Below are 21,284 nucleotides of genomic sequence, written 5' to 3'. Positions count from 1 at the left end.
CACAACAGGCAGAGAAGTGACGCGTGTTGGCCCGTGACGTGCGCACATCTGACGGGCTGTCTCCCGGGGAGGATGAAGGGAACGTTAAGAGGACTAGACCACCTCGTCAATAGGTCTGGACCAACTGTGGGCGCACTCGGCGGGCCCCGCGAAACTTGACAGGCCCCGCGAAACCCTCCCCCTTGTGAGTCAGGCCACATCCCCTCACCCGCATGGCCGCGGATCACCCGTGGCACACTGGCCCTAGTACCAGTAGCAGCGCACTCCGGGGTCGGTGTAATTCCGAACCGGCGGTTATAGTCCGCGACCCGTCCGCAGCCAGCGGCCGGTTGACCAGGTGAAATTCCTGGACCGACGGTTAAAGTCCGGATGGGAGGCAGTGCGCGGCGGGCCAGTCACAGGTACGCCGCCGTCGGCGGTTCATCGGCATTTCCCTCGGGACCTGCCCGATCGGACCGTATTTTCGGCCTCGGCGTCCCCATGTGCGCTGTCCCGCTTCATCTGTCGTATCCCGACAGGCCCCGGAGTCCGTGCCCGATGAGGCAGGAGGACCCGGTGGCGAACCACGCCGCGCAGACACCGCACGAAGCCGACGCGCACGCCATGCGCCGCGCCATCGAGCTCGCGGCCCGCGGACTCGGCTCCACCAGCCCCAACCCGGTCGTCGGCTGCGTCATCACCGACGCCACCGGCGCCGTCGTCGGCGAGGGCTGGCACCAGCAGGCCGGCGGCCCGCACGCCGAGGTCCACGCCCTGCGCGCGGCAGGCGACGCGGCCCGCGGTGGCACCGCCTACGTCACCCTCGAACCCTGCAACCACACCGGCCGTACCGGCCCCTGCGCGCAGGCGCTCATCGAGGCCGGCGTCACCCGCGTGGTCTACGCCGTCTCCGACCCGAACCCGCAGGCCAGCGGTGGCGGCGCCACCCTGCGCGCCGCCGGGATCCAGGCCGAGGCCGGACTCCTGAAGGCCGAGGCCGAGGCGGGCAACATCGCCTGGCTGACCTCCGTACGCCTGGGCCGCCCCCACGTGACCTGGAAGTACGCCGCCACCCTCGACGGCCGCAGCGCCGCCGCAGACGGCAGCAGCCGCTGGATCACCTCCCCGGAGTCCCGCGCCGACGTCCACCGGCTGCGCGCCGAGTCCGACGCCGTCCTGGTGGGCGGCGGCACCCTGCGCGCCGACGACCCCCACCTGGCGGTGCGCGGGGTCGCCGGTGTCACCGCCGCCACCCAGCCGCTGCGCGTGGCCCTGGACACCCGCGCCGAGCTCCCGCCGACCGCCCGCATCCTCGACGACGCGGCGCCCACCCTGCTCGTCGTGGCCGAAGACGCCGACACCCGGCACCTGCCGGGCGTCGAACTCCTGCGGCTCCCCCTGCACGACGGCCGCATCGCCGTCCACGACCTCCTGACGCAGCTGTACGCCCGCGGTGTGCGCTCCGTGTTCCTGGAAGGCGGCCCCACCCTCGCGGGCGCCTTCCTCGAAGGCGGAGCCGTCGACCGCGTCGTCGGCTACATCGCCCCCGCACTCCTCGGCGCGGGCCCCCCCGCCCTCGCCGACGCCGGCATCACGAACATCGCCCAGGCGGTGCGCCTCGACATCACCGAGGCCGTCCGCGTCGGCACCGATCTGCGCATCACCGCCGTACCCGCCACAGCCGTCCCCACCACCGCCCCGAAGGAGCACTGAGTGTTCACCGGAATCGTCGAAGAACTGGGCGAGGTCACCGCCGTCGAGCAGCTCGCCGAGGCCTCCCGCTTCCGCCTGCGCGGCCCCGTCGTCACCGACGGCGCCAAGCACGGCGACTCCATCGCCGTCAACGGCGTCTGCCTGACCGTCGTGGACACCGCCGACGGCGAGTTCACCGCCGACGTCATGCAGGAGACCCTCAACCGCTCCAGCCTCGGCGCCCTGCACGAGGGCTCCCGGGTCAACCTGGAGCGCCCGATGGCCCTCGGCGGCCGGCTCGGCGGCCACCTGGTCCAGGGGCACGTGGACGGCACCGGCGAGATCCTCTCCCGGACCCCCTCGGAGCACTGGGAGATCGTCAAGATCGCGCTCCCGGCGAACCTCTCCCGGTACGTCGTCGAGAAGGGCTCCATCACGGTCGACGGCGTCAGCCTCACCGTGGTCGAGGCCGCCGCGGACTACTTCACCATCAGCCTCATCCCCACCACCCTCGCGCTGACCACGCTCGGCATCAAGCAGCCAGGCGACCCGGTCAACCTGGAGGTCGACGTCCTCGCGAAGTACGTCGAGCGCCTGCTGGCCGCCGGTGTGGACCCCCTGACCGCCGCCGCGGCCTCCGAGCAGGCTTCCGGGCAGGCCTCCGAGAAGGAGACGGACCAGTGAGCGCTCTCTCCTGGCTCAACACCGAGGCCTTCACGGTCTTCGAGCAGAAGGTCATCTGGTCCGACATGATCGGCAACCTGATGGGCCTGGCCGCCCTTGCCCTCGGCTGGCGCCGCTCCATATGGACCTGGCCCGCCCAGCTCCTCTCCGGCCTGATCCTGGTCGGCGCGTACGCCTCCGCGCACCTCTCGGGCGGCGTCGGCAAGCAGCTCCTCGTCATCGGCGTGGCCGTCTGGGGCTGGCGCGCCTGGCAGCGCGGCAAGCAGCAGGCCCAGGACGGCTCCATCGCGGTGCGCACCGCCACCTGGAAGGAACGCGGACTGCTGCTGGCCGGAGCGGCCCTCGGCACCCTCGCCGTCGGCGGCCTGTTCACCCTGTACCCCAGCCTGTCCTGGAGCCCCTGGGCCGACGCGTACATCTTCGTCGGCACGATCGTCGCGATGGTCGCCCAGGCCCGCGGCCTGGTCGAGTTCTGGTTCGCCTGGCTCCTCGTCGACCTGGTCGGCGTCCCCCTCGCCTTCAACAGCGGACTGGCCTTCTCCGGCCTCGTCTACGTCGTCTACTTCGCGCTCGTCCTCTGGGGCGCCTACGACTGGTACCAGCGCTCGCGCACCACTTCCGCCACGGCCATCGAAGGAGCAACGGCATGACCACCCTCAAGCCCGTGCCCGACGCGCTCGACGACGCCTCCGAGGAGACCTTCCGCCTCGACCCCGTCGAGCAGGCCATCCGCGACATCGCGGCCGGCCGGCCGGTCGTCGTCGTCGACGACGAGGACCGCGAGAACGAGGGAGACCTCGTCATCGCGGCCGAGAAGGCCACCCCCGAGATCATCGCGTTCATGATGAGCGAGTGCCGCGGCCTGATCTGCGCCCCCATGGAGGGCCCCGAGCTGGACCGGCTCGAACTCCCCCAGATGGTCGAGAACAACACCGAGTCGATGAAGACCGCCTTCACCGTCTCCGTCGACGCGAGCGGCGCCCACGGCGTCACCACCGGCATCTCGGCCGCCGACCGGGCCGCCACCCTGCGGCTGCTCGCCGACGGGGTCTCCGGCCCCGGAGACTTCGTCCGCCCCGGCCACATCTTCCCGCTGCGCGCGAAGGCCGGCGGCGTCCTGGTCCGCAACGGTCACACCGAGGCCGCCGTCGACCTCGCCCGCCTCGCGGGCCTGCGCCCGGCCGGCGCCATCGTGGAGATCGCCGGCGAGGACGGCGTCATGCTGCGACTGCCCGAGCTGATCCCCTTCGCCCGCAAGCACGGCCTGACGATCATCTCCATCGAGGACCTGATCGCCTACCGCCGCTTCGCCGAGCCGACCGTGCGCCGCGAGGCCGAGGTCAGCCTGCCGACGGCCTTCGGCGACTTCACGGCGTACGGGTACCGCTCCACCGTCGACGGGGTCGAGCACGTCGCCCTCGTCCACGGCGAGATCGGCGACGGCGCCGACATCCTGGTCCGGATGCACTCCGAGTGCCTGACCGGCGACATCTTCCAGTCCCAGCGCTGCGACTGCGGCCCCCAGCTGCACGCCTCCATGGCCCGCATCCAGGCCGAGGGCCGCGGTGTGGTCGTCTACCTGCGCGGCCACGAGGGCCGCGGCATCGGACTGCTGTCCAAGCTGCGCGCCTACGAGCTCCAGGAACGCGGCCGCGACACGCTGGACGCCAACCTGGAGCTGGGCCTGCCCGCCGACGCCCGCGACTACGGGGCCGGCGCGCAGATCCTCGCCGACCTCGGCGTGCACGCCGTCCGGCTGCTGACCAACAACCCCGACAAGGCCTCGGCCCTGGTCCGCCACGGCATCGCGGTCACCGGCCGGGAGCCGATGCCCGTCGAGGCCGGCGAGCACAACCTGCGGTACCTGCGCACCAAGCGGGACCGGATGGGGCACGACCTGCCCTGGCTGGACGAGGCCCAGACCACGTCCGCCTGCGGCAACCAGTAAGCACGTACACACACCCGGCACGAATTCCCAGTACGAACCACCGAACCACCGAACCACCGAGGAGCAGAGCTGTGAGCGGCAAGGGCGCACCCGAACTGAGCGTGAAGAACTGCGGCGACCTCCGGGTCGCCGTGATCGCGGCCCAGTGGCACGAGAAGGTCATGGACGGGCTGGTCGACGGCGCCCTGCGGGCCCTGCACGAGCTGGGCATCGACGAGCCCACCCTGCTGCGCGTCCCGGGCAGCTTCGAGCTGCCGGTGGTGGCGAAGGTACTGGCCGGTCGCGGTTACGATGCCATCGTCGCCCTCGGAGTGGTCATCCGTGGCGGCACCCCGCACTTCGACTACGTCTGCCAGGGCGTCACCCAGGGCCTGGTACAGGTGTCGATCGACACCGGAGTCCCCGTTGGCTTCGGCGTCCTGACCTGCGACAACGACGAGCAGGCGCTGGACCGCGCCGGGCTTGAGGGGTCGAACGAGGACAAGGGGCACGAAGCGGTCACCGCCGCCGTCTCCACCGCCATGACCCTGCGGACCGTCAGCGAACCCTGGCGCTGAGTGGCGGCGGGGGACCCCTTATTCTGAGGACCATCATGGCGAACAAACCCACCAAGAGCTTCGAAGAGCTCTTCACCGAGCTCCAGCTCAAGGCCGCCAACGGCGACCCCAGTTCCTCCCGCACCGCCGAGCTCGTCGGCAAGGGCGTTCATGCCATCGGCAAGAAGGTCGTCGAGGAGGCCGCCGAGGTCTGGATGGCCGCCGAGTACGAGGGTAAGGAAGCCGCCGCCGAGGAGATCTCCCAGCTGCTCTACCACGTCCAGGTGATGATGGTGGCGCGCGGGATCTCCCTCGACGACGTCTACGCGCACCTCTAGGCCGGAGCCCCACGCGCGGGCCCCCGCCCCCGCCCGCACACCCTTTCGCACCTACGCACCAAAGGAAGCCCCATGCTGCGCATCGCCGTCCCCAACAAGGGTTCACTCTCCGGACCGGCGTCGGCGATGCTCCATGAGGCCGGCTACCGGCAGCGCAAGGAGTCCAAGGAACTCGTCGTCGTCGACCCCGAGAACGGTGTGGAGTTCTTCTACCTCCGCCCCAAGGACATCGCGATCTACGTCTCCTCGGGCAAGCTCGACATCGGCATCACCGGCCGCGATCTGCTGCTCGACTCCGGCGCCAGCGCCGAGGAGATCCTGCCGCTGAACTTCGGCCGGTCCACCTTCCGCTACGCCACCAAGCCCGGCACCGCGAAGGGCCCCGAGGACTTCCACGGGATGACGATCGCGACCTCCTACGAGGGAATCGTCGCCAAGCACCTCGCCGAGAAGGGCATCGACGCCTCCGTCGTCCACCTCGACGGCGCGGTGGAGACCGCCATCCAGCTCGGCGTCGCCCAGATCATCGCGGACGTCGTCGAGACCGGCACCAGCCTGCGCAACGCCGGCCTGGAGGTCATCGGCGAGCCGATCCTCACCTCCGAGGCCGTGGTGATCCGCGGCAACGGCACCGACGCCGACGACCCGCAGGCCCAGCAGTTCCTGCGCCGCCTCCAGGGTGTCCTGGTGGCCCGCAGCTACGTGATGATGGACTACGACTGCCGCGCCGAGCACCTGGAGCGCGCGGTCGCCCTCACCCCGGGCCTGGAGTCGCCGACCATCTCCCCGCTGCACAACGAGGGCTGGGTCGCCGTCCGCGCGATGGTCCCCGCCAAGGAAGCCCAGCGGATCATGGACGACCTGTACGAGCTCGGCGCGCGTGCGATCCTCACCACCTCGATCCACGCCTGCCGCCTCTGACCCGTACGTCCTCCAGGACCGGTACGTCCTCCAGGACCGGTACGTCCACCGGGACCGGTACGTCCACCGGGACCCGTACGTCCATCAGATCCGTACGACACCTCCAGAAGGCATCACACGCACCATGGCCGAGTCCGCCGCCCAGCCCGCACTGCCCGCCCTGCCGGTCACCTTCCGGCCGACCCGCACCCGGGCCGTCCTGCTGGGCGTCGGCTCCGCCATGTTCGCCACCATCACGGCGATCGCCCTGCTCCTGGAGACCCTCAGCCCGGGGGAGCGGATCAGCTTCATCTTCACCGCCGTCCTGCTGACCTCCGTACTCGTCCTGCTCAGCCGCCCCAAGGTGGTCGCGGACGAGACCGGGGTCACTGTGGTCAACCTCACGAACACCCGCCGGCTGGAGTGGGCGCAGATCCTGCGCGTCAATCTCCGCCCCGGCGACCCGTGGGTGTTCCTCGACCTGAGCGACGGCACGAGCCTGCCCGCCCTCGGCATCCAGCCCGGGGTCGCCAGGGCCCAGGCGATCGCCGACGCCCGCGCCCTGCGCGCCCTCGCCGAAACCCGGGGAACCGGGGCAATCGACCACTGAGTCCGCCCAGCCTTGTCGCTGCGTCCCATTGCGGCGGCGATCTCAGTGACTACCCTGGTGGCGGGGCGCAGCTGTGCGCCCTCCCGCCGGCCCCGGACCTCGTGGCCCGTGGGCACCTGCGACTTGAGGAGTGACTCCCTCCAGCAATGGACGGATCGTCCGGTAGTACCCGCGCCGCCCTCCCTGTGGAGGCGGCGGCATGACCATCCCGCTACTCCTGCTTGTGGCGGCTTTCGCCCTGATCCTCGCCAACGGTTTCTTCGTGGCAGCCGAATTCGGCCTTGTCACCGTGGAGCGACCCGAGGCCGAACGCGCCGCAGCCGACGGTGACCGCCGTGCCCGCACGGTGGTCGAGGCCCTGCGGGAGCTGTCCTTCCAGCTCTCCGGCACCCAGCTCGGCATCACCATCACCTCCCTCGTGGTCGGCATGCTCGCCGAACCGGCCTTCGCGGCCCTGCTGTCCGGGCCGCTCGCCGCGACCGGCATCCCCGGGGGAGCCGTATCCGGCGTCGCCGTCGTCATCGGCATGCTGCTCGCCTCCGCCGTCCAGATGGTCGTCGGCGAGCTCGTCCCGAAGAACTGGGCGGTCTCCCGGCCGCTCCAGGTGGCCCGTTTCGTGGCCGGCCCGCAGCAGGTCTTCTCCCGCGCCTTCCGGCCGGTCATCGCGGCCCTGAACGCCGTCGCCAACCGGCTCGTCCGGGCGCTCGGCGTGGAGCCGACCGAGGAGATGGCCTCCGCCCGCACCCCCGGCGAACTGGTCTCCCTGGTCCGCCATTCTGCGCAGGCCGGCGCCCTCGAACAGGACACCGCCGACCTCTTCGTACGGACCCTGTCGCTGGGCGAGCTCACGGCCCAGCACGTCATGACCCCGCGGGTGAAGGTCAGCGCCCTCCAGCACACGGCCACCGCGGCCGACGTGCTCAACCTGACCCGGGCCACCGGCCTGTCCCGCTTCCCGGTCTACCGCGACCGCATCGACGAGGTCACCGGTGTGGTCCACCTCAAGGACGCCCTCGCCGTGCCCGAATCCGAGCGCGGCCGCACCACCGTGGCGCGGATCTGCGTCGCCCCGCTGCTGGTGCCCGGCTCACTGCCGGTGCAGCCGCTTCTGGAGCGGCTGCGCAGCGAACAGCCGATGGCCGTGGTCGTCGACGAGTACGGCGGCACCGCGGGAGTCGTCACCCTGGAGGACATCGTGGAGGAACTCGTCGGCGAGGTCCGCGACGAGCACGACTCGGCGGAGGACGACAGCCCCGAGCTGGCCGCCGTACCCCCCGAGGATGGCCGGCCCTCCTGGGAGGCCGACGGCAGCTGCCGTGTGCACACCCTGCGCCGCATAGGCCTGGAGGTCCCGGAAGGCCCCTACGAGACCGTCGCCGGCCTCGTCGCCGATCTGCTCGGCCGTATCCCCGCCCCCGGGGACCGCGCGGAACTGCCCGGCTGGAAGCTGTCGGTCCGCCAGGTCGGCCGCTACCGGGCCGAACGGGTCCGGCTGGTCCGCATGGCGGCCACGCCCGCGCCCGCCGAGCTGGAAGCGGTGGGCCGGTGAACGCCCTCCAGCTCCTCTTCGCCCTGCTCCTGGTCCTGGCCAACGGTTTCTTCGTCGGCGCCGAGTTCGCCCTCGTCTCCGTCCGCCGCAGCCAGATCGAGCCCCTCGCGGCCGGCTCCAAGCGGGCCCGCCAGGTGCTCCACGGCCTGGAGAACCTGCCGCGCATGATGGCCGCCGCCCAGTTCGGCATCACCATGTGCTCGCTCACCCTCGGCGCGGTCGCCGAACCCACCGTGGCCCGGCTGCTGGAGCCCGTCTTCCACGCCGTCCACATCCCGCAGGGCCTGATCCACCCCCTCGGCTACGCCTTCGCGCTCGCCGCCGTTGTCTTCCTGCACCTGGTCGTCGGCGAGATGGTCCCCAAGAACCTCGCCATGGCCGCCCCCGAGAAGACCGCCCTGTGGTTCAGCCCCGGCCTGGTCGCCTTCGCCCGCGTCTGCGGGCCGATCACGACCGCGCTCGGCGCCTGCGCCACCCTGGTGCTCCGCCTCTTCAAGGTCGAGCCCAAGGACGAGGTCGAGGCCGTCTACACCAGCGCCCAGCTCGGCCGGCTCCTCAAGGACTCCCGGCAGGCCGGGTTCCTGGAGCCGGTCGAGCAGGAACGCCTGGAGGACGCCCTCGAACTGGGCAGCCGCCCGGTCACCGACGTCCTCCTCGCCCGGGACCGCCTCGTCACGGTCGGCCCCTCGGCCACCCCGCGGCAGATCGAGCAGCTGACGGTGCGCACCGGCTACTCCCGGTTCCCCGTCCGCTCCGAGGGCGGCGCCTTCATGGGCTACCTGCACGTGAAGGACGTACTGGACCTGGAGAACCGGGAGCGGGCCGTGCCCCAGCGGGTCTGGCGCCGGATGACCACCCTGTGCTCCACCCTCCCGCTGGACGACACACTGAGCGTCATGCGCCGGGACGCCACCCACCTGGCGCAGGTCGCGGACCCGTCCGGCCGGATCCTGGGCCTGGTCACCATGGAGGACGTACTGGAGATGCTGGTCGGAGAAGTCCGCGACCCGGCGCACCGCGCGTACGCCCGCAGCGCGTAGACGCAGCGCGTAAACCGCAGCGCGGGGTCTTCTCCCCGCCCCGCCCCTTCGCGCGGGTTTCCCTGGGGCCCAGCCGCAGGGAAACCCGCCCGGCGGGCTACAGCGGAGGCGGCTCCGGGCGGTCCTGTGGGCCCCGGCCCGACAGGACCTCCCCGTACGCCTGCATCAGGTCCGCCAGCCGCAGCGTCGCCAGATCGTCCCGCGAGGGCTCCCCGGCGAACCCCGCCAGCCGCAGATCCCGGTACGCGCAGCTCTTCTCGTACAGCGTGCGCAGGAAGCGGCCGTTGCCGAGCTCGTCGATCCAGCCCTGTTCCACCACGTGCCCGCTGATGCTCCGCAGCTCGTCCAGGGCCTCCTCGTCCCAGCGGTCCCCGTTCGCCTCCGCCAGCACCCCGCCTATCGCCGTCAGCTCCAGCGGCCGGTAACTCGGGAAATCCACCCGGGTGGTGAACCGCGAGGACAGCCCCGGATTGGTGTTCAGCAGCCGGTCCATCCCCGCCGGATAGCCCGCCAGGATCACCACGAGGTGGTCGCGGTTGTCCTCCGCCCGTTTCAGCAGCACCTGCAAGGCCTCGTCCCCGTACGCGTCGCCCTTGCTGTAGCCGGAGTTGGAGAGGCTGTACGCCTCGTCCACGAACAGCACCCCGCCGATCGCCGAATCGATCAGCTCATTGGCCTTCACGGCCGTCTGCCCGAGGAACTCCCCGACCAGGTCGGCCCGTTGGGCCTCCACCAGGTGGTCCCCGCCGAGCAGCCCGAGAGCGTAGAAGACCCGCCCTAAGATCCTCGCCACCGTGGTCTTGCCCGTGCCGGAGGGCCCCGAGAACACGAAGTGCCGTTTCGGCGGCTGCACCGGCAGCCCCTGGCCGGCGCGCAGCCTGGCCATGTGCAATTGCGCCGACAGCGCCTTCACCTGCCGCTTGACCGGCTCCAGGCCCACCATCCGCTCCAGCTCCGCGAGCGCCTCGGCCAGGGCCTCCGGATCTGCGGGCCCCGGCGGCAGCCCCGCCGGAACGGCCTGCGGCGGCACGGACACCTTGCGCCGTACGCCTTCCAGCCGGCCCCCGGCGGGCGGTGGCCCGAAGCGCTGGTCGGGCGGGTCGGGCGCCGACAGCGGAGCGTCCCCCTGGCCGTCGACCTGCCCGTCCGCCGCGATGTCCTGGACGGGGCCGCCGCCGCCCAGCGCCACCGCCGCGTAGTCCCCGCCGGCCGGCGACAGGCCGTGCCCGGCGAACCCCTCGGCGGAGTGCCCGGCGAACCCCGCGTACCCGTCGAAGTCATCGCTGTCGGCGATGGCCGTCAGCCGCGCCGCCGTGTCCATGAACGCGGGGTCCACCCGGTGTACGGCCCGGTACAGCGGCAGCGCCGCCGCGCTGCGCCCCGTGCCCTCGTGCGCCCGCGCCAGCCAGTACCGCAGCTCCTTGCGCTGGGGCTGCTCGCTGCGACATCGCATCAGGGCCGCCGACAGCAGCGGCTCCGCCTGCCCGTACATCTCCAGCCGGACCCGGGCCATCCCGCCGAACAGGCCCGCCTCGATGCCCAGCAGCGGATCGTCCACCAGCGGCTCGGTGTGCCGGACCAGCTGCTCCCAGTCCTTGACCAGGTACGCCCGGCAGGCGTGCAGGAACCGCACCTGCGGATCGGCGTCCACCGGGGGCAGAGTGGCCAGCGCCTGGTCCAGCTCGGGGACGTGGCGGCCGTCCAGCCAGTGCGAGGCGTGGGCCAGCAGGAGATCCCGCCGGCTTTCCAGCACCGGCTGCACCCACCAGCCCAGCCAGTACCAGGAGTTCAGCGTCCGCCGGTGCCGGGCCCGCTGCTCCCCGAAGCGGTCCCGGTGGGTGTACATGCGTAATAAGGCGTTGGTGGTGTCCACCCGGAGCGCGTGCAGGCCCAGCCAGGCGTCGGCCATCGTGGGATCGAGCCGTACGGCCGCGCCGAACTCCTCCTCGGCCTGCGGATAGGCGCCCATGGTGCAGGCGTCGACGCCGCGCAACCAGGCGAGTTCGGCCGGGGCGTGCGTACCGCCCGGAGTGCCGAAGTCCATCACATCCCCCACAAGCCCGCCCTCGTGGTGCGCGGCAACCCCCGCGTCGCGCCCGCGAGTTGTCTGGCGCCCCGACTGGTGTCGATGAAATCAGGGCTGCATCGTACCTGCGGTTACGCACCTTACGTAGGGTGCGGCGGGCACGCGTCGATCGCGGACCCGGGGAGCGCACGGTGACTCAGGGTGAAGAACTGGGAACGAATCGACCCGTGTGACACCGGTGCGGAGGGGGTCGAGGGCAGAACGAAGCCCCCGATCACGGGGGAACAACCGGGGGCTTCGTGTCCGCTGCGGCCTTCGCAGACCGCGCATTCAGAACGTAAGGCCGCTGCGGGCCCTGGGTCAAGCACGCCGGAGAAGGCCCGTGCGGGCGGATTTCCGGGGTGGCTCAGGCCCGGGGGAGTTCGTCACCCTTGGTGACGGAAGTGGCCGTTCCTGCGATCACAGCCGCCCCGGAAGACCACTCGTATCCCGTACTGCTCTGGCGTACCAGAGTGTCGGCGAAGGGGCGCGAAGGGTCGTTCGCGAAGTGCGCGTGCTCCGCGCGCTCCCATCCGTCCCAGAAATCGGAAAGTTCACGCCCGTCCCGGTTTCTCCCGCGTCCCCAGGACTTCGTACGCGACGTCTCCATCCACAGCAGCCGCGCCAGATGCGGGCGCAGGGCCCGCCGGCCTGCCCCGACTCCCTCGACGAGCAGGACCGGCACCGGCTCCAGCACCCGTTCCGGGCCGAAGCGGCGCTCCACCCAGTCGTACGGAGCCCAGTGCGCGGGCCGGCCGGCGGCGAGCGGCTCCAGCACCTGCGCGAACAGCCGGTCGGGCCAGTCGAACAGCTCGTCGTGGGTGGCCACATCGTCCAGGTGCAGCACCGGCGCCCCGCCCAGCGCCTCGGCGAGCCGCCCGGCGAAGGTGCTCTTGCCGGAGCCGGCGTGCCCGTCGATGCCGATCAGCCGCACGGGCCCGAGCGACGGGGGCAGGGCGGCGATCTCGTGCGCGAGTGACGTTAGTGATGTGAGTGATGTGCGTGACGGCTGTGGCTCCACCCGGCCAGCCTACGGCCGGACCGGGCATCATCCCCGACACGGGCCCGGGGCTTCGGCCCCCCGGCGAGGGGAACTGGAAGGGTGAATTCACCAATGAAACCGGCTGGACCGGCTGGACCTGCTGGACCGGCCGCACCGAACCACCCCGGGGGGATCCCGCGATGACCGCACCCACACCGCGCAGGGCCGTACTCGTCGCCGCACTCGCCGTCGCCGCCGCCACCGTCTCCGGCGGCAGCGCCTCGGCCTCCGCCCCGAAGGGGGACGGGGCACTGCCGCCGGGCAAGGGCGCCGGCCGGACGGTCGACAACCGGTTCTGGTACGCGTACCGCCACTGGCTGGCCGGTACCCACAACGGCACCGCCGCCACCCGCGGAGCCCACGGCGGCCGCGCCGGCCTGGAGATCGGGACCCCGGCCGGCCGCACCGAGTACCAGGACCCGCACACCGGCAAGAAGAGCACCTGGGAGTACGCGGCCTGGACCTCCCCGATGCACCGTTCTACCGTGCCCGCCACCGAGGCCATCGCCTCCTGGAACGCCCACACCCCGGCCGGTACCTGGATCCAGACCGAACTGCGCGGCACCTACACCGACGCCACCACCACCCCCTGGTACGTGATGGGCCGCTGGGCCTCCGGCGACGGCGACATCCGCCGCACCTCGGTGGACGGCCAGACCGACGGCAAGACCACGGTCTGGACCGACACGCTGGCCGTCGACCACCACGAGAGCGGCCTGCGGATCACGGACTGGCAGCTGCGCCTGACCCTCCACCGCAGGCCCGGCAGCGCCGGTGGCCCCGTGGTCTGGCTGGCCGGGGCCATGGTCTCCGACATCCCGGACCGGTTCACCGTCCCCGCTTCCGTCCCCACCGCCGGCGGGGGCCGCGAGCTGAAGGTCCCGCGCTACTCGCAAGAGACCCACGCCGGCCAGTACCCGGAGTACGACAACGGAGGCGAGGCCTGGTGCAGCCCCACGTCCTCGCAGATGATCATCGAGTACTGGGGCGGGAAGCCCGACGGCAAGGCCCTGGCCTGGGTCAACCCGAAGTACAAGGACCCCCAGGTCTGCCACGCGGCCCGCTCCACCTACGACGCCGCGTACAAGGGCTGCGGAAACTGGCCCTTCAACGCCGCCTACGCCGCCACCTACCGCGGCCTCGCTGGAGTCGTCACCCGGCTCAGCTCCCTCGCCGACCTGGAAACCCTGGTACGGGCCGGGATCCCGGCGATCACCTCCCAGTCCTTCCGCCCCGAGGAGCTCACCGGCGCGGGCTACGGCACGGCCGGCCACCTGATGACCGTCATCGGCTTCACCGAGGGGGGCGACGTGATCGCCAACGACCCGAACTCGGCCGACAACCCGGCCGTCCGCCGCGTCTACAAACGCCGCGAGTTCGAGAACATCTGGCTGCGGACCAAGCGCCACAACGCCGCGGGCAAGGTCGTCTCCGGCAGCGGAGGCATCTGCTACCTCTACGCCCCCGCCCGCCCGGCCCCCGACGGGATCCGGGCCCTGCGCGCGGTCGGGGTGATCTGAAACTGTTCCGTTCCCGTTGACCCGAATGGGTTGTAAGCGGAACATAAAGGGCATAGGGCATATAAGGCTTCGACAGGAGGCGGCCCGCCATGACCACCCATCCGAGCATCGAACAACACCCCGACCTCGCCGAGATGCGCACGAGGTTCGAGCAGGTCACCACAACGCCGCGCGCGCAGGCCGTGGAGGCACTCGCCCTGCTCACGGGCCTGTACATCGCGGCCTCGCCGTGGATCGCCGGGTTCAGCGTCCTCACGGCGCTGGCGATCAACAACTTGATCGCCGGCCTGGCGTACTGCCTGTGCATGGGCGGGCTGGGCTCCGCCTACGAACGCACCCATGCCATGGCGTGGACGGCCGTCGGCATCGCCGCCTGGACGATCGTCTCCCAGTGGGTCATCGTGGGTGACGTCTCGACCACCCGCACCGTGGTCAGCAACTGCATCGCGGGGGGCGTCGGGCTGTTGCTTGCCCTGGCCATGGCCGGTATGGCCGGCCGCGAGCGCCGCACTACCTGACAGGAGGGCGTTCGCGTCCCAGACCTCACGCCCGTCGGTTTCCGGCGGGCGTGAGGTCTGCCACCAGTGACGAGCGGTACGGGTCCGGGTTCCGCGCGCCGCGCCCGCACCGGGATCACGATGCTTCCAGCCGCAGACCGTCGGTGACGATCACATCCGAGGTGACCAGTGCCTGCTCGGCGCTGACCCGGGTCATGAAGACGAACGGTGGGATCACCGGGGGAGCGGGCAGTCCCTCGGGGGTGAAGGTGACGCAGACCAGCCCCTCGATGCACCCGCTGAACCTGGTCAGGTACAAGGTCACGTGGCCGCGCAGGTCGAGGGAGTCGGCGGCCAGCCCGTACTCGTCGCGGCCGTCGCGGGTGCGCAGCCGGTAGTCGTAGAGCGAGGCCGCCGCCATCTTGAGCACCAGCACCTTCCGCGGCCCGCCGGCCGTGGACACCTCGCTGACGCCCGCGAGGGTGAAGCCCTGCGGCGCGAAGAGCGAGGTGGTGACCGTCGGGGGCGTCCGCCCGGCCGTCGGCGGCCCGGGGACGGCCTCGGCCGATACCGTCGCCTCCGCCGTATCCGTCGCCTCCTCCGGCCGGGCGCCCGTTGCCACCGCGGCCAGCAGCACCACCACCGGCAGTACGGCGGCCGGCGTCCGCGGACCGCTGCCGTCCAGGCGCGGTACGCGAGGACTCCCCGCCTCCTCCTCATCGGGCAGCGGGGTCCAGCCGAAGGCCAGCGCGCTGCCCGCGATGCCGAGCAGCATGCCGATCAGGAACCCGCCCAGGTTGGTGGCCACGAAGGACAGCACCGACAGCAGCAGCGCGTGGATGCTGACATACGCCCGGGCCTGCGGCAGGAACCACAGGAACAGCCCCGCCGCGATCAGCGCGATGCCGATCCCGATCGCCGCGATCCCGCCCAGGCCCAGGCTGACCAGCACGGTCAGCGGGGAGAGCGGGACCAGCAGCAGCTCGGCCCCGCCCAGCACCACCAGCAGCCCGCCCCAGAACGGCCGGGTCCGGCGCCACGCGCGCAGCCGCCGCCGGTGCTCCGCCGGCGCGGGCCACCGCGCCGGCAGGCCCCGTACGCTCAGAAGCACTTCTTGCCGTCCAGGCTGACGTTCAGCTTCATGCCCTTGAGGTGGAAGTTCCCGCCGGTCGCGGACCAGGCGTGCGATTTCACGCCCGCGACCTCGATGTTCCCGGCCTGAAGGCCGAACTTCCCCGGCTCGCCCTTGACCCCGTCCACCTCGTCGAGGGTGGAGGCGTCCCGGCCGATCTGGGCGGTGCCGAAGGTGGCGTCGCCGTTCAGATCCTCGCCGTCGATCACGAGATTGCTGGCGGTGACCTGCCCGGCCGGGCCGCCGGCGGTCAGCTTGAAGACCACCGTGCCCAATGGGGTGTCCACCTCGGCGGCCTGGCAGATGTCGGTGAGGGTGGCCTCGCCGATGCCCAGCAGGGCGACTGGATGCCCCTTGCCGTCGACGGACCGGTCCGTCTGCACGTAGGAGGCGAGTCCCTCGCTGCTGAGCTTGGATGAGGAGACCTGGAAGCTGGTCCCCGAGACGGCGAAGGAGGCGGCGAGCGCGCCCTGCGCCATGACCACGGCCATCGCCCCGACCGCGACGACCGCGGGCATCGCGGCGGCGGCCGTCTTCTTCCAGTCGACCCGGCCCTCGCGTCTGCTGTTCGTGCTCATGGAAGTGCCTCCCGTACGTCGTCCAGTGCGCAGGGGAAGTGCATGAGGCAGGTCTGCCATACTTCGGGCATCCTGTGGGAGTTCGAGGCTAGGGCCGAATTTGAATAATAGTCAACAGCGCGGAACGGCCGGGCGTTCGCAGGTCCGCAGGGCCGAACTCATAGCCACCGGGCGGAAGTTGTTCGCCGACACCTCGTACGACGCGCTCTCCATGGACGACATCGCCAGGCAGGCGGGCGTCGCCAAGGGACTGATCTACTACTACTTCAAGAGCAAGCGCGGCTACTACCTGGCCATCGTCGAGGACTCGGTGGCCGAGCTCGTCGCCCGCGCCGTCGGGGAGCCGGACCTCCCCAACGCCGAGCGGGTGCGCCGCACCATCGAGGGGTATCTGTACTACGCCGAGCACCACCAGGCCGCCTACCGCACCATCGTCACCGGCGGCGTCGGCTCCGACGCCGAGGTCCTCGCCATCCGGGACACCGTCCGTGAGGAGCTGGTGGCCGCCATCGCCGAAGGCGCGTACGGGCGGCCCACGGTTCCGCCGATCGCCCGGCTCGCCCTGGTGGGCTGGCTCTCCGGGGTCGAGGGGGCCACCCTGGAGTGGATCGGCACCCTCGCCGCCGACCCGACGGGAGAGGAGCAGCCCGACCGCGCCCGGCTCGGGGCCCTGCTGGTACGACAGCTGCGCGCGACGCTCACGGTCATCGGGGAGTTCGTCCCGGAGTGTCCCGCGCCGCCCGTTCCCGAGGGGTCGTCCGACCAGGTCGATGATCTTGTACCGGTGACGGGAAGCCCCTGATCGGGCATACTCAACCCGCCGCAGCCGCTGGTCAGCCCCTCTCGTGATCCGTGAGGGCAGCATCGGCTGCGAGAGAACCGAGACCCGGCGTCGCGTCCCACACCTCACGCGCCGCCGCCGTTCCCGACCAGGGAGGAGAGCGCCGCCATGACTGACCGCGCCCCGCAGCCGGTGGACCGTCAGCTGCCCACCGAGGAGTCCCGGGACCTCCTCGCACTCGTACGCGAGATCGCCCAGCGGGAGATCCGCCCCAGGGCCGCCGACGAAGAGGACGCCGGGCGGTTCCCGCGCGAGATCTTCACCCTGCTGTCCGAGGCGGGCCTGCTCGGGCTCCCGTACGACGGTGAATTCGGTGGCGGCGAGCAGCCCTACGAGGTCTACCTCCAGGTCCTGGAGGAGCTCGCCGCGGCCCGCCTGACCGTCGGGCTGGGCGTCAGTGTCCACTCCCTGGCCTGCCACGGCCTGGCCGGCTACGGCACCAAGGAGCAGCAGAGCGCCCACCTGCCCGCGATGCTCGGCGGCGGCCTGCTCGGCGCGTACTGCCTGTCCGAGCCGGCCGCCGGGTCGGACGCGGCCTCGCTCGTCACCAAGGCGGTGCGCGACGATGGGGGTACCTCCCGCTCGAGCGGAGCCGAGAGTGGGGGAGACTGGATCATCACCGGCACCAAGGCCTGGATCACGCACGGCGGAGTCGCCGATTTCTACACCGTCCTGGCCCGCACCGGAGCCGATGGCCCCAAGGGCATCACGGCCTTCCTGGTCCCGGGTGACGCGGAGGGCCTCTCGGCGGCCGTTCCCGAGAAGAAGATGGGCATGAAGGGCTCGCCCACCGCCCAGCTGCACTTCGACGGCGTACGGGTCCCCGACGCGCGCCGCATCGGCGAGGAGGGCCAGGGCTTCACCATCGCCCTGGCCGCGCTGGACGCCGGCCGCCTCGGCATCGCCGCCTGCGCGATCGGTGTCGCCCAGGCGGCCCTGGACGAGGCCCTGACCTACGCGCTGGACCGCAAGCAGTTCGGCCACCCCATCGCGGACTTCCAGGGCCTGCGGTTCATGCTGGCCGACATGGCGACGAAGATCGAGGCGGGCCGCGCGCTGTACCTGGCGGCGGCGCGGCTGCGGGACGCGGGCAAGCCGTTCTCCCGGCAGGCGGCGATGGCCAAGCTGTTCTGCACCGACGCGGCCATGGCCGTCACGACGGACGCGGTGCAGGTCCTCGGCGGCTACGGCTACACGGCGGACTTCCCGGTGGAGCGGCTGATGCGGGAGGCGAAGGTGCTCCAGATCGTGGAGGGCACCAACCAGATCCAGCGCATGGTCATCGCCCGCCACCTGGCGGGTCCCGAGTCGCGCTGATGTCCTCCCTGGACATCGCGATACGCCCGGCCCTGGCCGACGTCGAACTGAACGAACTGTTCGCCGCGGCCGGGCCCGGGCACCAGGCGGTGTCCTTCGCTCCGGTGCTGGAGCGCAGCACGGCATGGATCACGGCCCGCCGGGCCGGCCGCCTCGTCGGCTACGTCAACGTGGCCGGCGACGGCGGCGCCCACGCCTTCATCCTGGACACCACCGTCCACCCGGACGAACGCCGCCGAGGCCTCGGCGTCCAGCTGGTCCGCGCCGCCGCCGAAGCGGCGCGGGCCTCGGGCGCGCAATGGCTCCACGTGGACTACGAGCCGCACCTCGCCCCCTTCTACGCGGCCTGCGGCTTCCGCCCGACGGCGGCGGGGCTCCTCCCGCTCTAGGCGTTCTGCCGCCGCCTCACGGTGTGAACCGATGTAGGCCGTCGGGGTGGACCTGCACGGGTTCTGCCGTGCCGCCGGGCGCCACGCGGGTCCGGCGGAGAAGATGATGGGGCGGTGATCCATCTCAGACGCTCCGCGTTGCTTTTGCTGCACGTGCTTCTGCTGGTTCTCATCACCCTGCCGACCGGCAGGGCCTCGGCCCAGGCTGCCGAGGCCCCAGCTGCCGACTCCTGCCGCGCCGACCAGCTCAGCGAGGCGAAGGTCAAGGCATCGGCGAAATTCGACCACCGCGGCAGCGACTACAGCGTGCTGACGAGCACCATGGAGCTCAGAATTCCGGCGGGCTGGGCATACGCCTCCGACCTGCTCCTGGACACGCGCTCGGGTCACTACCGTTTCGCGCTGCGCTGTCTGCTCGGAAAGGTTTCACCGGATAGCGTCTATGACTACGAGTGGCGCTTGAAGCCGGTTGGGGTCGGGGCCGATGGGAAATGGGTCACCGTCCACTATGAGGCCGTCGCATGGGTTCAAGCACTTGGTGAGTACAGGGCCGGACCCTGGCAGCTGAACGCGGGAAAGAACGAGTGGACCGTTCAATTGAGACCTCCCGCGAATCTCGCGGCAGCCACGTGGGAAGACGTGCACGTCCATCTTGGGGGCCCTGGGGCCATGTCGGCCACGCCTCCGCCGACTTTCGGTGAAGCGGGCACCGTACTGAGGTGGCAGAGCAAGAGGCGGACACCGATCATCCGGGCAGAGTTCCGCCCGCCCCCAGCGCAGCAGTGGTACGCCATCAGCGCGACGGACGAAGAATTCTGGGAAGCACTGGGATCCTACAGTGCGTCAGGCGCATTCTATTATGTCGCCGCAAGTGCCCTCCTGATCATTTCCGCCAGACGGCTTCGGCGGAGTCTGGGAAGGAATGTCGTTCCGAAGGAGGACAGGACACTCAAGGTCGTGATGTCATGGGCGCTCTTGCAGGCGCTTATCGGTCTGACTGTCTACATGGGCGACAACATTTATCGGCTCTTGAGTCATCGGCTGTCGTGGAGCCATGATTACGAGCCGGTGTTCCTCCTGTTTTCTCTGATGTTCTTCGGAGTCGCCCTGTGTTTCTTCGGCAGGGTGGGGAAGCGTCTGCTCGTCTTCGTGTGCGCTTTTTTCCTCTGTGCAGCGGGTTTGTATTTCGGCGTTGAACTGTCCGAATTGGACCTGCTGCCCAACAGCGACGTCACGCTTTCCCCTGCCGGATCATGGGTTTCTGCACTCGTCTACCTGGTAGTGATTTTCGCCTGTTTTCTGGGATTGGTTTCAGCTGGACAGCGGGTCCTGTTCATGGGCGACAGAAGTTTGCCTCAATGGCTGGTGGTATCTGTTTCCCTCCTGGCGTCGGCATCGACTCTGCTGTGGGCGTACCTCGCCTTTGATCGCTCCTGGGAACGCGTCAGCTGGCTCGCCGACCCTGAATGGCCGCAATACTGGCCAGAGTGGGCCACATTCCGCGACGGGTGGTGGTGGTATTTGCCTTACACTGCACTCGTCAGTCTGGCGGACCTCGGCTTGTTCTTGACACCCCTGGCTTTGCTCGGCGTGCTACGCGTCTGCCGGGCTGAACAGCATCAGGATGATTCGTTTACGCCCAACCAGGCGGAGAAGCTCCTGTTGGTACTTTTCTTCGTCATTGCCGTTCTGCCCGGCTATGCTGTGTATTTCGGGTTCTCGGGGTATGTTCTGACCTTGATTATCGGCTTCGTTTCCGTATGGGGCGTTCTCGCTTTGGGCTATTCGAAGTCCGTACTGGAGCAGCCCGCCGCAGACAACGCGCCATTGGGTAAAGTGATCTCGCGAACCGATAGATCAGAGATGTTGCGGCTTGCGCGTCATTTTCGGGAACTCCAGTCCCGCCTCCAACGTCTCAACACCAGTAATTCGCCCGAGTCGTCCAGGGTGCAGGAATCAATCGAGCGTGAAATCGACCAATTGGATCGATCTCTGCCAGAAGGGGTGCGGCCTGTTGACCTGCCGTTCGCTTTCGGTCCGATGTCCACTTGGTGGGGAAACGCTTGTCGCAGTGCGCTCATCGCCTGTTTCTTCGGGCTGCCCGCCACCGCGCTGATGTATTGGACCGACCTGGTCCAAAATGAATCCTGGATCGTCATCACACAAAATGACAGCGGATTCATTTCGATCGTGGCGGAGATCCTCTACTGGCACACCACCTGGGTGGCCGGAGGATTCTTCTTGGGGGCGCTGTGGCGTGATCTCCCCGGTCGTCACGGACCCACGAAAGCGTTCTGCGTGGGCGTGGCGTTCGTCATCCCGGTCGTAGCCCATCAGATCATCGCTCAAGCCATCGGCCAAAGTGTGCAGGGTGCGAGCACCGCTATTGCCGCATTCGTTTCGGTGATGACACTTACAGGCTTTGCCATGGACGTGCAGACCTTTCAGAGCGAGCGGCGTTACTGGCCGACCAATGCCAACCTGGTCGCGTACGTCTACCAGATGCGCTTCGCCTCGGTGGCGTTCTTTCTCGCCCAGCTTCTGGCGCTGGCCACGATCTGGAAGACCCTCCGTGAAGGGGGCCCCATGGCGCCTCCGCCGCGGTAGTCGCGACTCGCGGATCCGAC

General features: G+C 70.3%; 20 protein-coding genes and 1 riboswitch. Of the genes, 16 read left to right on the top strand and 4 right to left on the bottom strand.

The genetic code is table 11. From position 1 onward, the window contains the following. Window positions 1-256 precede the first annotated feature (256 nt). Window positions 257-387: riboswitch (FMN riboswitch) on the top strand. A gap of 150 nt (window positions 388-537) precedes the next feature. From ribD to J7I97_RS35710, 10 genes are all read left to right on the top strand, one after another. Next, complete coding sequence (ribD, locus tag J7I97_RS35755; RefSeq protein ID WP_214944012.1) at window positions 538-1,692, top strand: bifunctional diaminohydroxyphosphoribosylaminopyrimidine deaminase/5-amino-6-(5-phosphoribosylamino)uracil reductase RibD; 1,155 nt, start codon at window positions 538-540, stop codon at window positions 1,690-1,692. Then, the gene (locus J7I97_RS35750) at window positions 1,693-2,355 is read left to right on the top strand and encodes a riboflavin synthase (RefSeq protein ID WP_214944010.1); all 663 of its coding nucleotides are present in this window, start codon (window positions 1,693-1,695) and stop codon (window positions 2,353-2,355) included. It abuts the gene before it with no gap. Beyond that, a complete protein-coding gene (locus J7I97_RS35745; RefSeq protein ID WP_214944008.1) occupies window positions 2,352-3,005 on the top strand; it encodes a nicotinamide mononucleotide transporter family protein in 654 nt (217 codons plus the stop codon). Before J7I97_RS35750 ends, J7I97_RS35745 begins: the two co-directional genes overlap by 4 nt. Next, the gene (locus J7I97_RS35740) at window positions 3,002-4,303 is read left to right on the top strand and encodes a bifunctional 3,4-dihydroxy-2-butanone-4-phosphate synthase/GTP cyclohydrolase II (RefSeq protein WP_214944006.1); all 1,302 of its coding nucleotides are present in this window, start codon (window positions 3,002-3,004) and stop codon (window positions 4,301-4,303) included. Before J7I97_RS35745 ends, J7I97_RS35740 begins: the two co-directional genes overlap by 4 nt. Before the next feature lie 71 nt (window positions 4,304-4,374). Next, the gene (ribH, locus tag J7I97_RS35735) at window positions 4,375-4,860 is read left to right on the top strand and encodes a 6,7-dimethyl-8-ribityllumazine synthase (RefSeq protein ID WP_007262951.1); all 486 of its coding nucleotides are present in this window, start codon (window positions 4,375-4,377) and stop codon (window positions 4,858-4,860) included. A gap of 35 nt (window positions 4,861-4,895) precedes the next feature. Next, window positions 4,896-5,177, top strand: coding sequence for a phosphoribosyl-ATP diphosphatase (locus J7I97_RS35730; protein ID WP_214944004.1), 282 nt, complete (start codon window positions 4,896-4,898; stop codon window positions 5,175-5,177). Window positions 5,178-5,249: 72 nt separating this feature from the next. After that, window positions 5,250-6,098, top strand: coding sequence for an ATP phosphoribosyltransferase (hisG, locus tag J7I97_RS35725; protein WP_214944002.1), 849 nt, complete (start codon window positions 5,250-5,252; stop codon window positions 6,096-6,098). A 124-nt stretch (window positions 6,099-6,222) separates the two neighbouring features. Then, window positions 6,223-6,687 (top strand): PH domain-containing protein, encoded by a 465-nt coding sequence (locus tag J7I97_RS35720; protein WP_214944046.1) that lies wholly within the window; start codon window positions 6,223-6,225, stop codon window positions 6,685-6,687. A gap of 199 nt (window positions 6,688-6,886) precedes the next feature. Beyond that, window positions 6,887-8,236, top strand: a complete 1,350-nt coding sequence (locus J7I97_RS35715; protein WP_214944000.1) for a hemolysin family protein — start codon at window positions 6,887-6,889, stop codon at window positions 8,234-8,236. Beyond that, window positions 8,233-9,276, top strand: coding sequence for a hemolysin family protein (locus J7I97_RS35710; RefSeq protein ID WP_214943998.1), 1,044 nt, complete (start codon window positions 8,233-8,235; stop codon window positions 9,274-9,276). The genes J7I97_RS35715 and J7I97_RS35710 overlap by 4 nt, the downstream gene beginning before the upstream one ends. Before the next feature lie 97 nt (window positions 9,277-9,373). Here the strand turns inward: J7I97_RS35710 and J7I97_RS35705 are convergent, their stop codons facing one another. Next, on the bottom strand, window positions 9,374-11,320 hold the full coding sequence (locus J7I97_RS35705) for an AAA family ATPase (protein ID WP_214943996.1): 1,947 nt from the start codon (window positions 11,318-11,320) through the stop codon (window positions 9,374-9,376). A 388-nt stretch (window positions 11,321-11,708) separates the two neighbouring features. Continuing rightward, entirely contained in the window at window positions 11,709-12,362 is a 654-nt protein-coding gene (locus J7I97_RS35700; protein WP_374103761.1) for a uridine kinase, read from the bottom strand. A 161-nt stretch (window positions 12,363-12,523) separates the two neighbouring features. On the opposite strand from J7I97_RS35700, the gene J7I97_RS35695 reads away from it, so the two are divergent. Next, window positions 12,524-13,903, top strand: a complete 1,380-nt coding sequence (locus J7I97_RS35695) for a peptidase C39 family protein (RefSeq protein WP_214943994.1) — start codon at window positions 12,524-12,526, stop codon at window positions 13,901-13,903. Window positions 13,904-13,992: 89 nt separating this feature from the next. Then, window positions 13,993-14,421, top strand: coding sequence for an SPW repeat protein (locus J7I97_RS35690; protein ID WP_214943992.1), 429 nt, complete (start codon window positions 13,993-13,995; stop codon window positions 14,419-14,421). 115 nt (window positions 14,422-14,536) lie between these two features. Here the strand turns inward: J7I97_RS35690 and J7I97_RS35685 are convergent, their stop codons facing one another. Both J7I97_RS35685 and J7I97_RS35680 read right to left on the bottom strand, forming a co-directional pair. After that, the gene (locus J7I97_RS35685; RefSeq protein WP_308365830.1) at window positions 14,537-15,511 is read right to left on the bottom strand and encodes a DUF6114 domain-containing protein; all 975 of its coding nucleotides are present in this window, start codon (window positions 15,509-15,511) and stop codon (window positions 14,537-14,539) included. Further along, window positions 15,502-16,110 carry a DUF6230 family protein gene (locus J7I97_RS35680; RefSeq protein WP_214943990.1) on the bottom strand — a complete coding sequence of 203 codons (609 nt, stop codon included), beginning with the start codon at window positions 16,108-16,110 and terminating at the stop codon, window positions 15,502-15,504. Before J7I97_RS35680 ends, J7I97_RS35685 begins: the two co-directional genes overlap by 10 nt. 100 nt (window positions 16,111-16,210) lie before the next feature. Here J7I97_RS35680 and J7I97_RS35675 point away from each other — a divergent pair, with 100 nt between their 5' ends. From J7I97_RS35675 to J7I97_RS35660, 4 genes are all read left to right on the top strand, one after another. Next, window positions 16,211-16,912, top strand: a complete 702-nt coding sequence (locus J7I97_RS35675; RefSeq protein ID WP_214943988.1) for a TetR/AcrR family transcriptional regulator — start codon at window positions 16,211-16,213, stop codon at window positions 16,910-16,912. A 147-nt stretch (window positions 16,913-17,059) separates the two neighbouring features. Continuing rightward, on the top strand, window positions 17,060-18,268 hold the full coding sequence (locus tag J7I97_RS35670) for an acyl-CoA dehydrogenase family protein (RefSeq protein WP_214943986.1): 1,209 nt from the start codon (window positions 17,060-17,062) through the stop codon (window positions 18,266-18,268). Beyond that, window positions 18,268-18,657 (top strand): GNAT family N-acetyltransferase, encoded by a 390-nt coding sequence (locus J7I97_RS35665; RefSeq protein WP_214943984.1) that lies wholly within the window; start codon window positions 18,268-18,270, stop codon window positions 18,655-18,657. The genes J7I97_RS35670 and J7I97_RS35665 overlap by 1 nt, the downstream gene beginning before the upstream one ends. A gap of 114 nt (window positions 18,658-18,771) precedes the next feature. Next, the gene (locus J7I97_RS35660) at window positions 18,772-21,264 is read left to right on the top strand and encodes a DUF6185 family protein (RefSeq protein ID WP_214943982.1); all 2,493 of its coding nucleotides are present in this window, start codon (window positions 18,772-18,774) and stop codon (window positions 21,262-21,264) included. Window positions 21,265-21,284 lie beyond the last annotated feature (20 nt).

Source organism: Streptomyces sp. ISL-87 (assembly GCF_018614095.1).
Classification (GTDB): domain Bacteria; phylum Actinomycetota; class Actinomycetes; order Streptomycetales; family Streptomycetaceae; genus Streptomyces.
Note: the sequence above shows the minus strand (reverse complement) of the source record. Positions and strands in the feature narration are given on the sequence as shown.

Coding starts and splice junctions, on each gene's coding strand:
- ribD (WP_214944012.1), top strand. CDS start 538: ATGAGGCAGGAGGACCCGGTGGCGAACCACGCCGCGCAGACACCGCAC.
- J7I97_RS35740 (WP_214944006.1), top strand. CDS start 3,002: ATGACCACCCTCAAGCCCGTGCCCGACGCGCTCGACGACGCCTCCGAG.
- J7I97_RS35730 (WP_214944004.1), top strand. CDS start 4,896: ATGGCGAACAAACCCACCAAGAGCTTCGAAGAGCTCTTCACCGAGCTC.
- hisG (WP_214944002.1), top strand. CDS start 5,250: ATGCTGCGCATCGCCGTCCCCAACAAGGGTTCACTCTCCGGACCGGCG.
- J7I97_RS35720 (WP_214944046.1), top strand. CDS start 6,223: ATGGCCGAGTCCGCCGCCCAGCCCGCACTGCCCGCCCTGCCGGTCACC.
- J7I97_RS35715 (WP_214944000.1), top strand. CDS start 6,887: ATGACCATCCCGCTACTCCTGCTTGTGGCGGCTTTCGCCCTGATCCTC.
- J7I97_RS35705 (WP_214943996.1), bottom strand. CDS start 11,320: ATGGACTTCGGCACTCCGGGCGGTACGCACGCCCCGGCCGAACTCGCC.
- J7I97_RS35695 (WP_214943994.1), top strand. CDS start 12,524: ATGACCGCACCCACACCGCGCAGGGCCGTACTCGTCGCCGCACTCGCC.
- J7I97_RS35690 (WP_214943992.1), top strand. CDS start 13,993: ATGACCACCCATCCGAGCATCGAACAACACCCCGACCTCGCCGAGATG.
- J7I97_RS35680 (WP_214943990.1), bottom strand. CDS start 16,110: ATGAGCACGAACAGCAGACGCGAGGGCCGGGTCGACTGGAAGAAGACG.
- J7I97_RS35670 (WP_214943986.1), top strand. CDS start 17,060: ATGACTGACCGCGCCCCGCAGCCGGTGGACCGTCAGCTGCCCACCGAG.
- J7I97_RS35665 (WP_214943984.1), top strand. CDS start 18,268: ATGTCCTCCCTGGACATCGCGATACGCCCGGCCCTGGCCGACGTCGAA.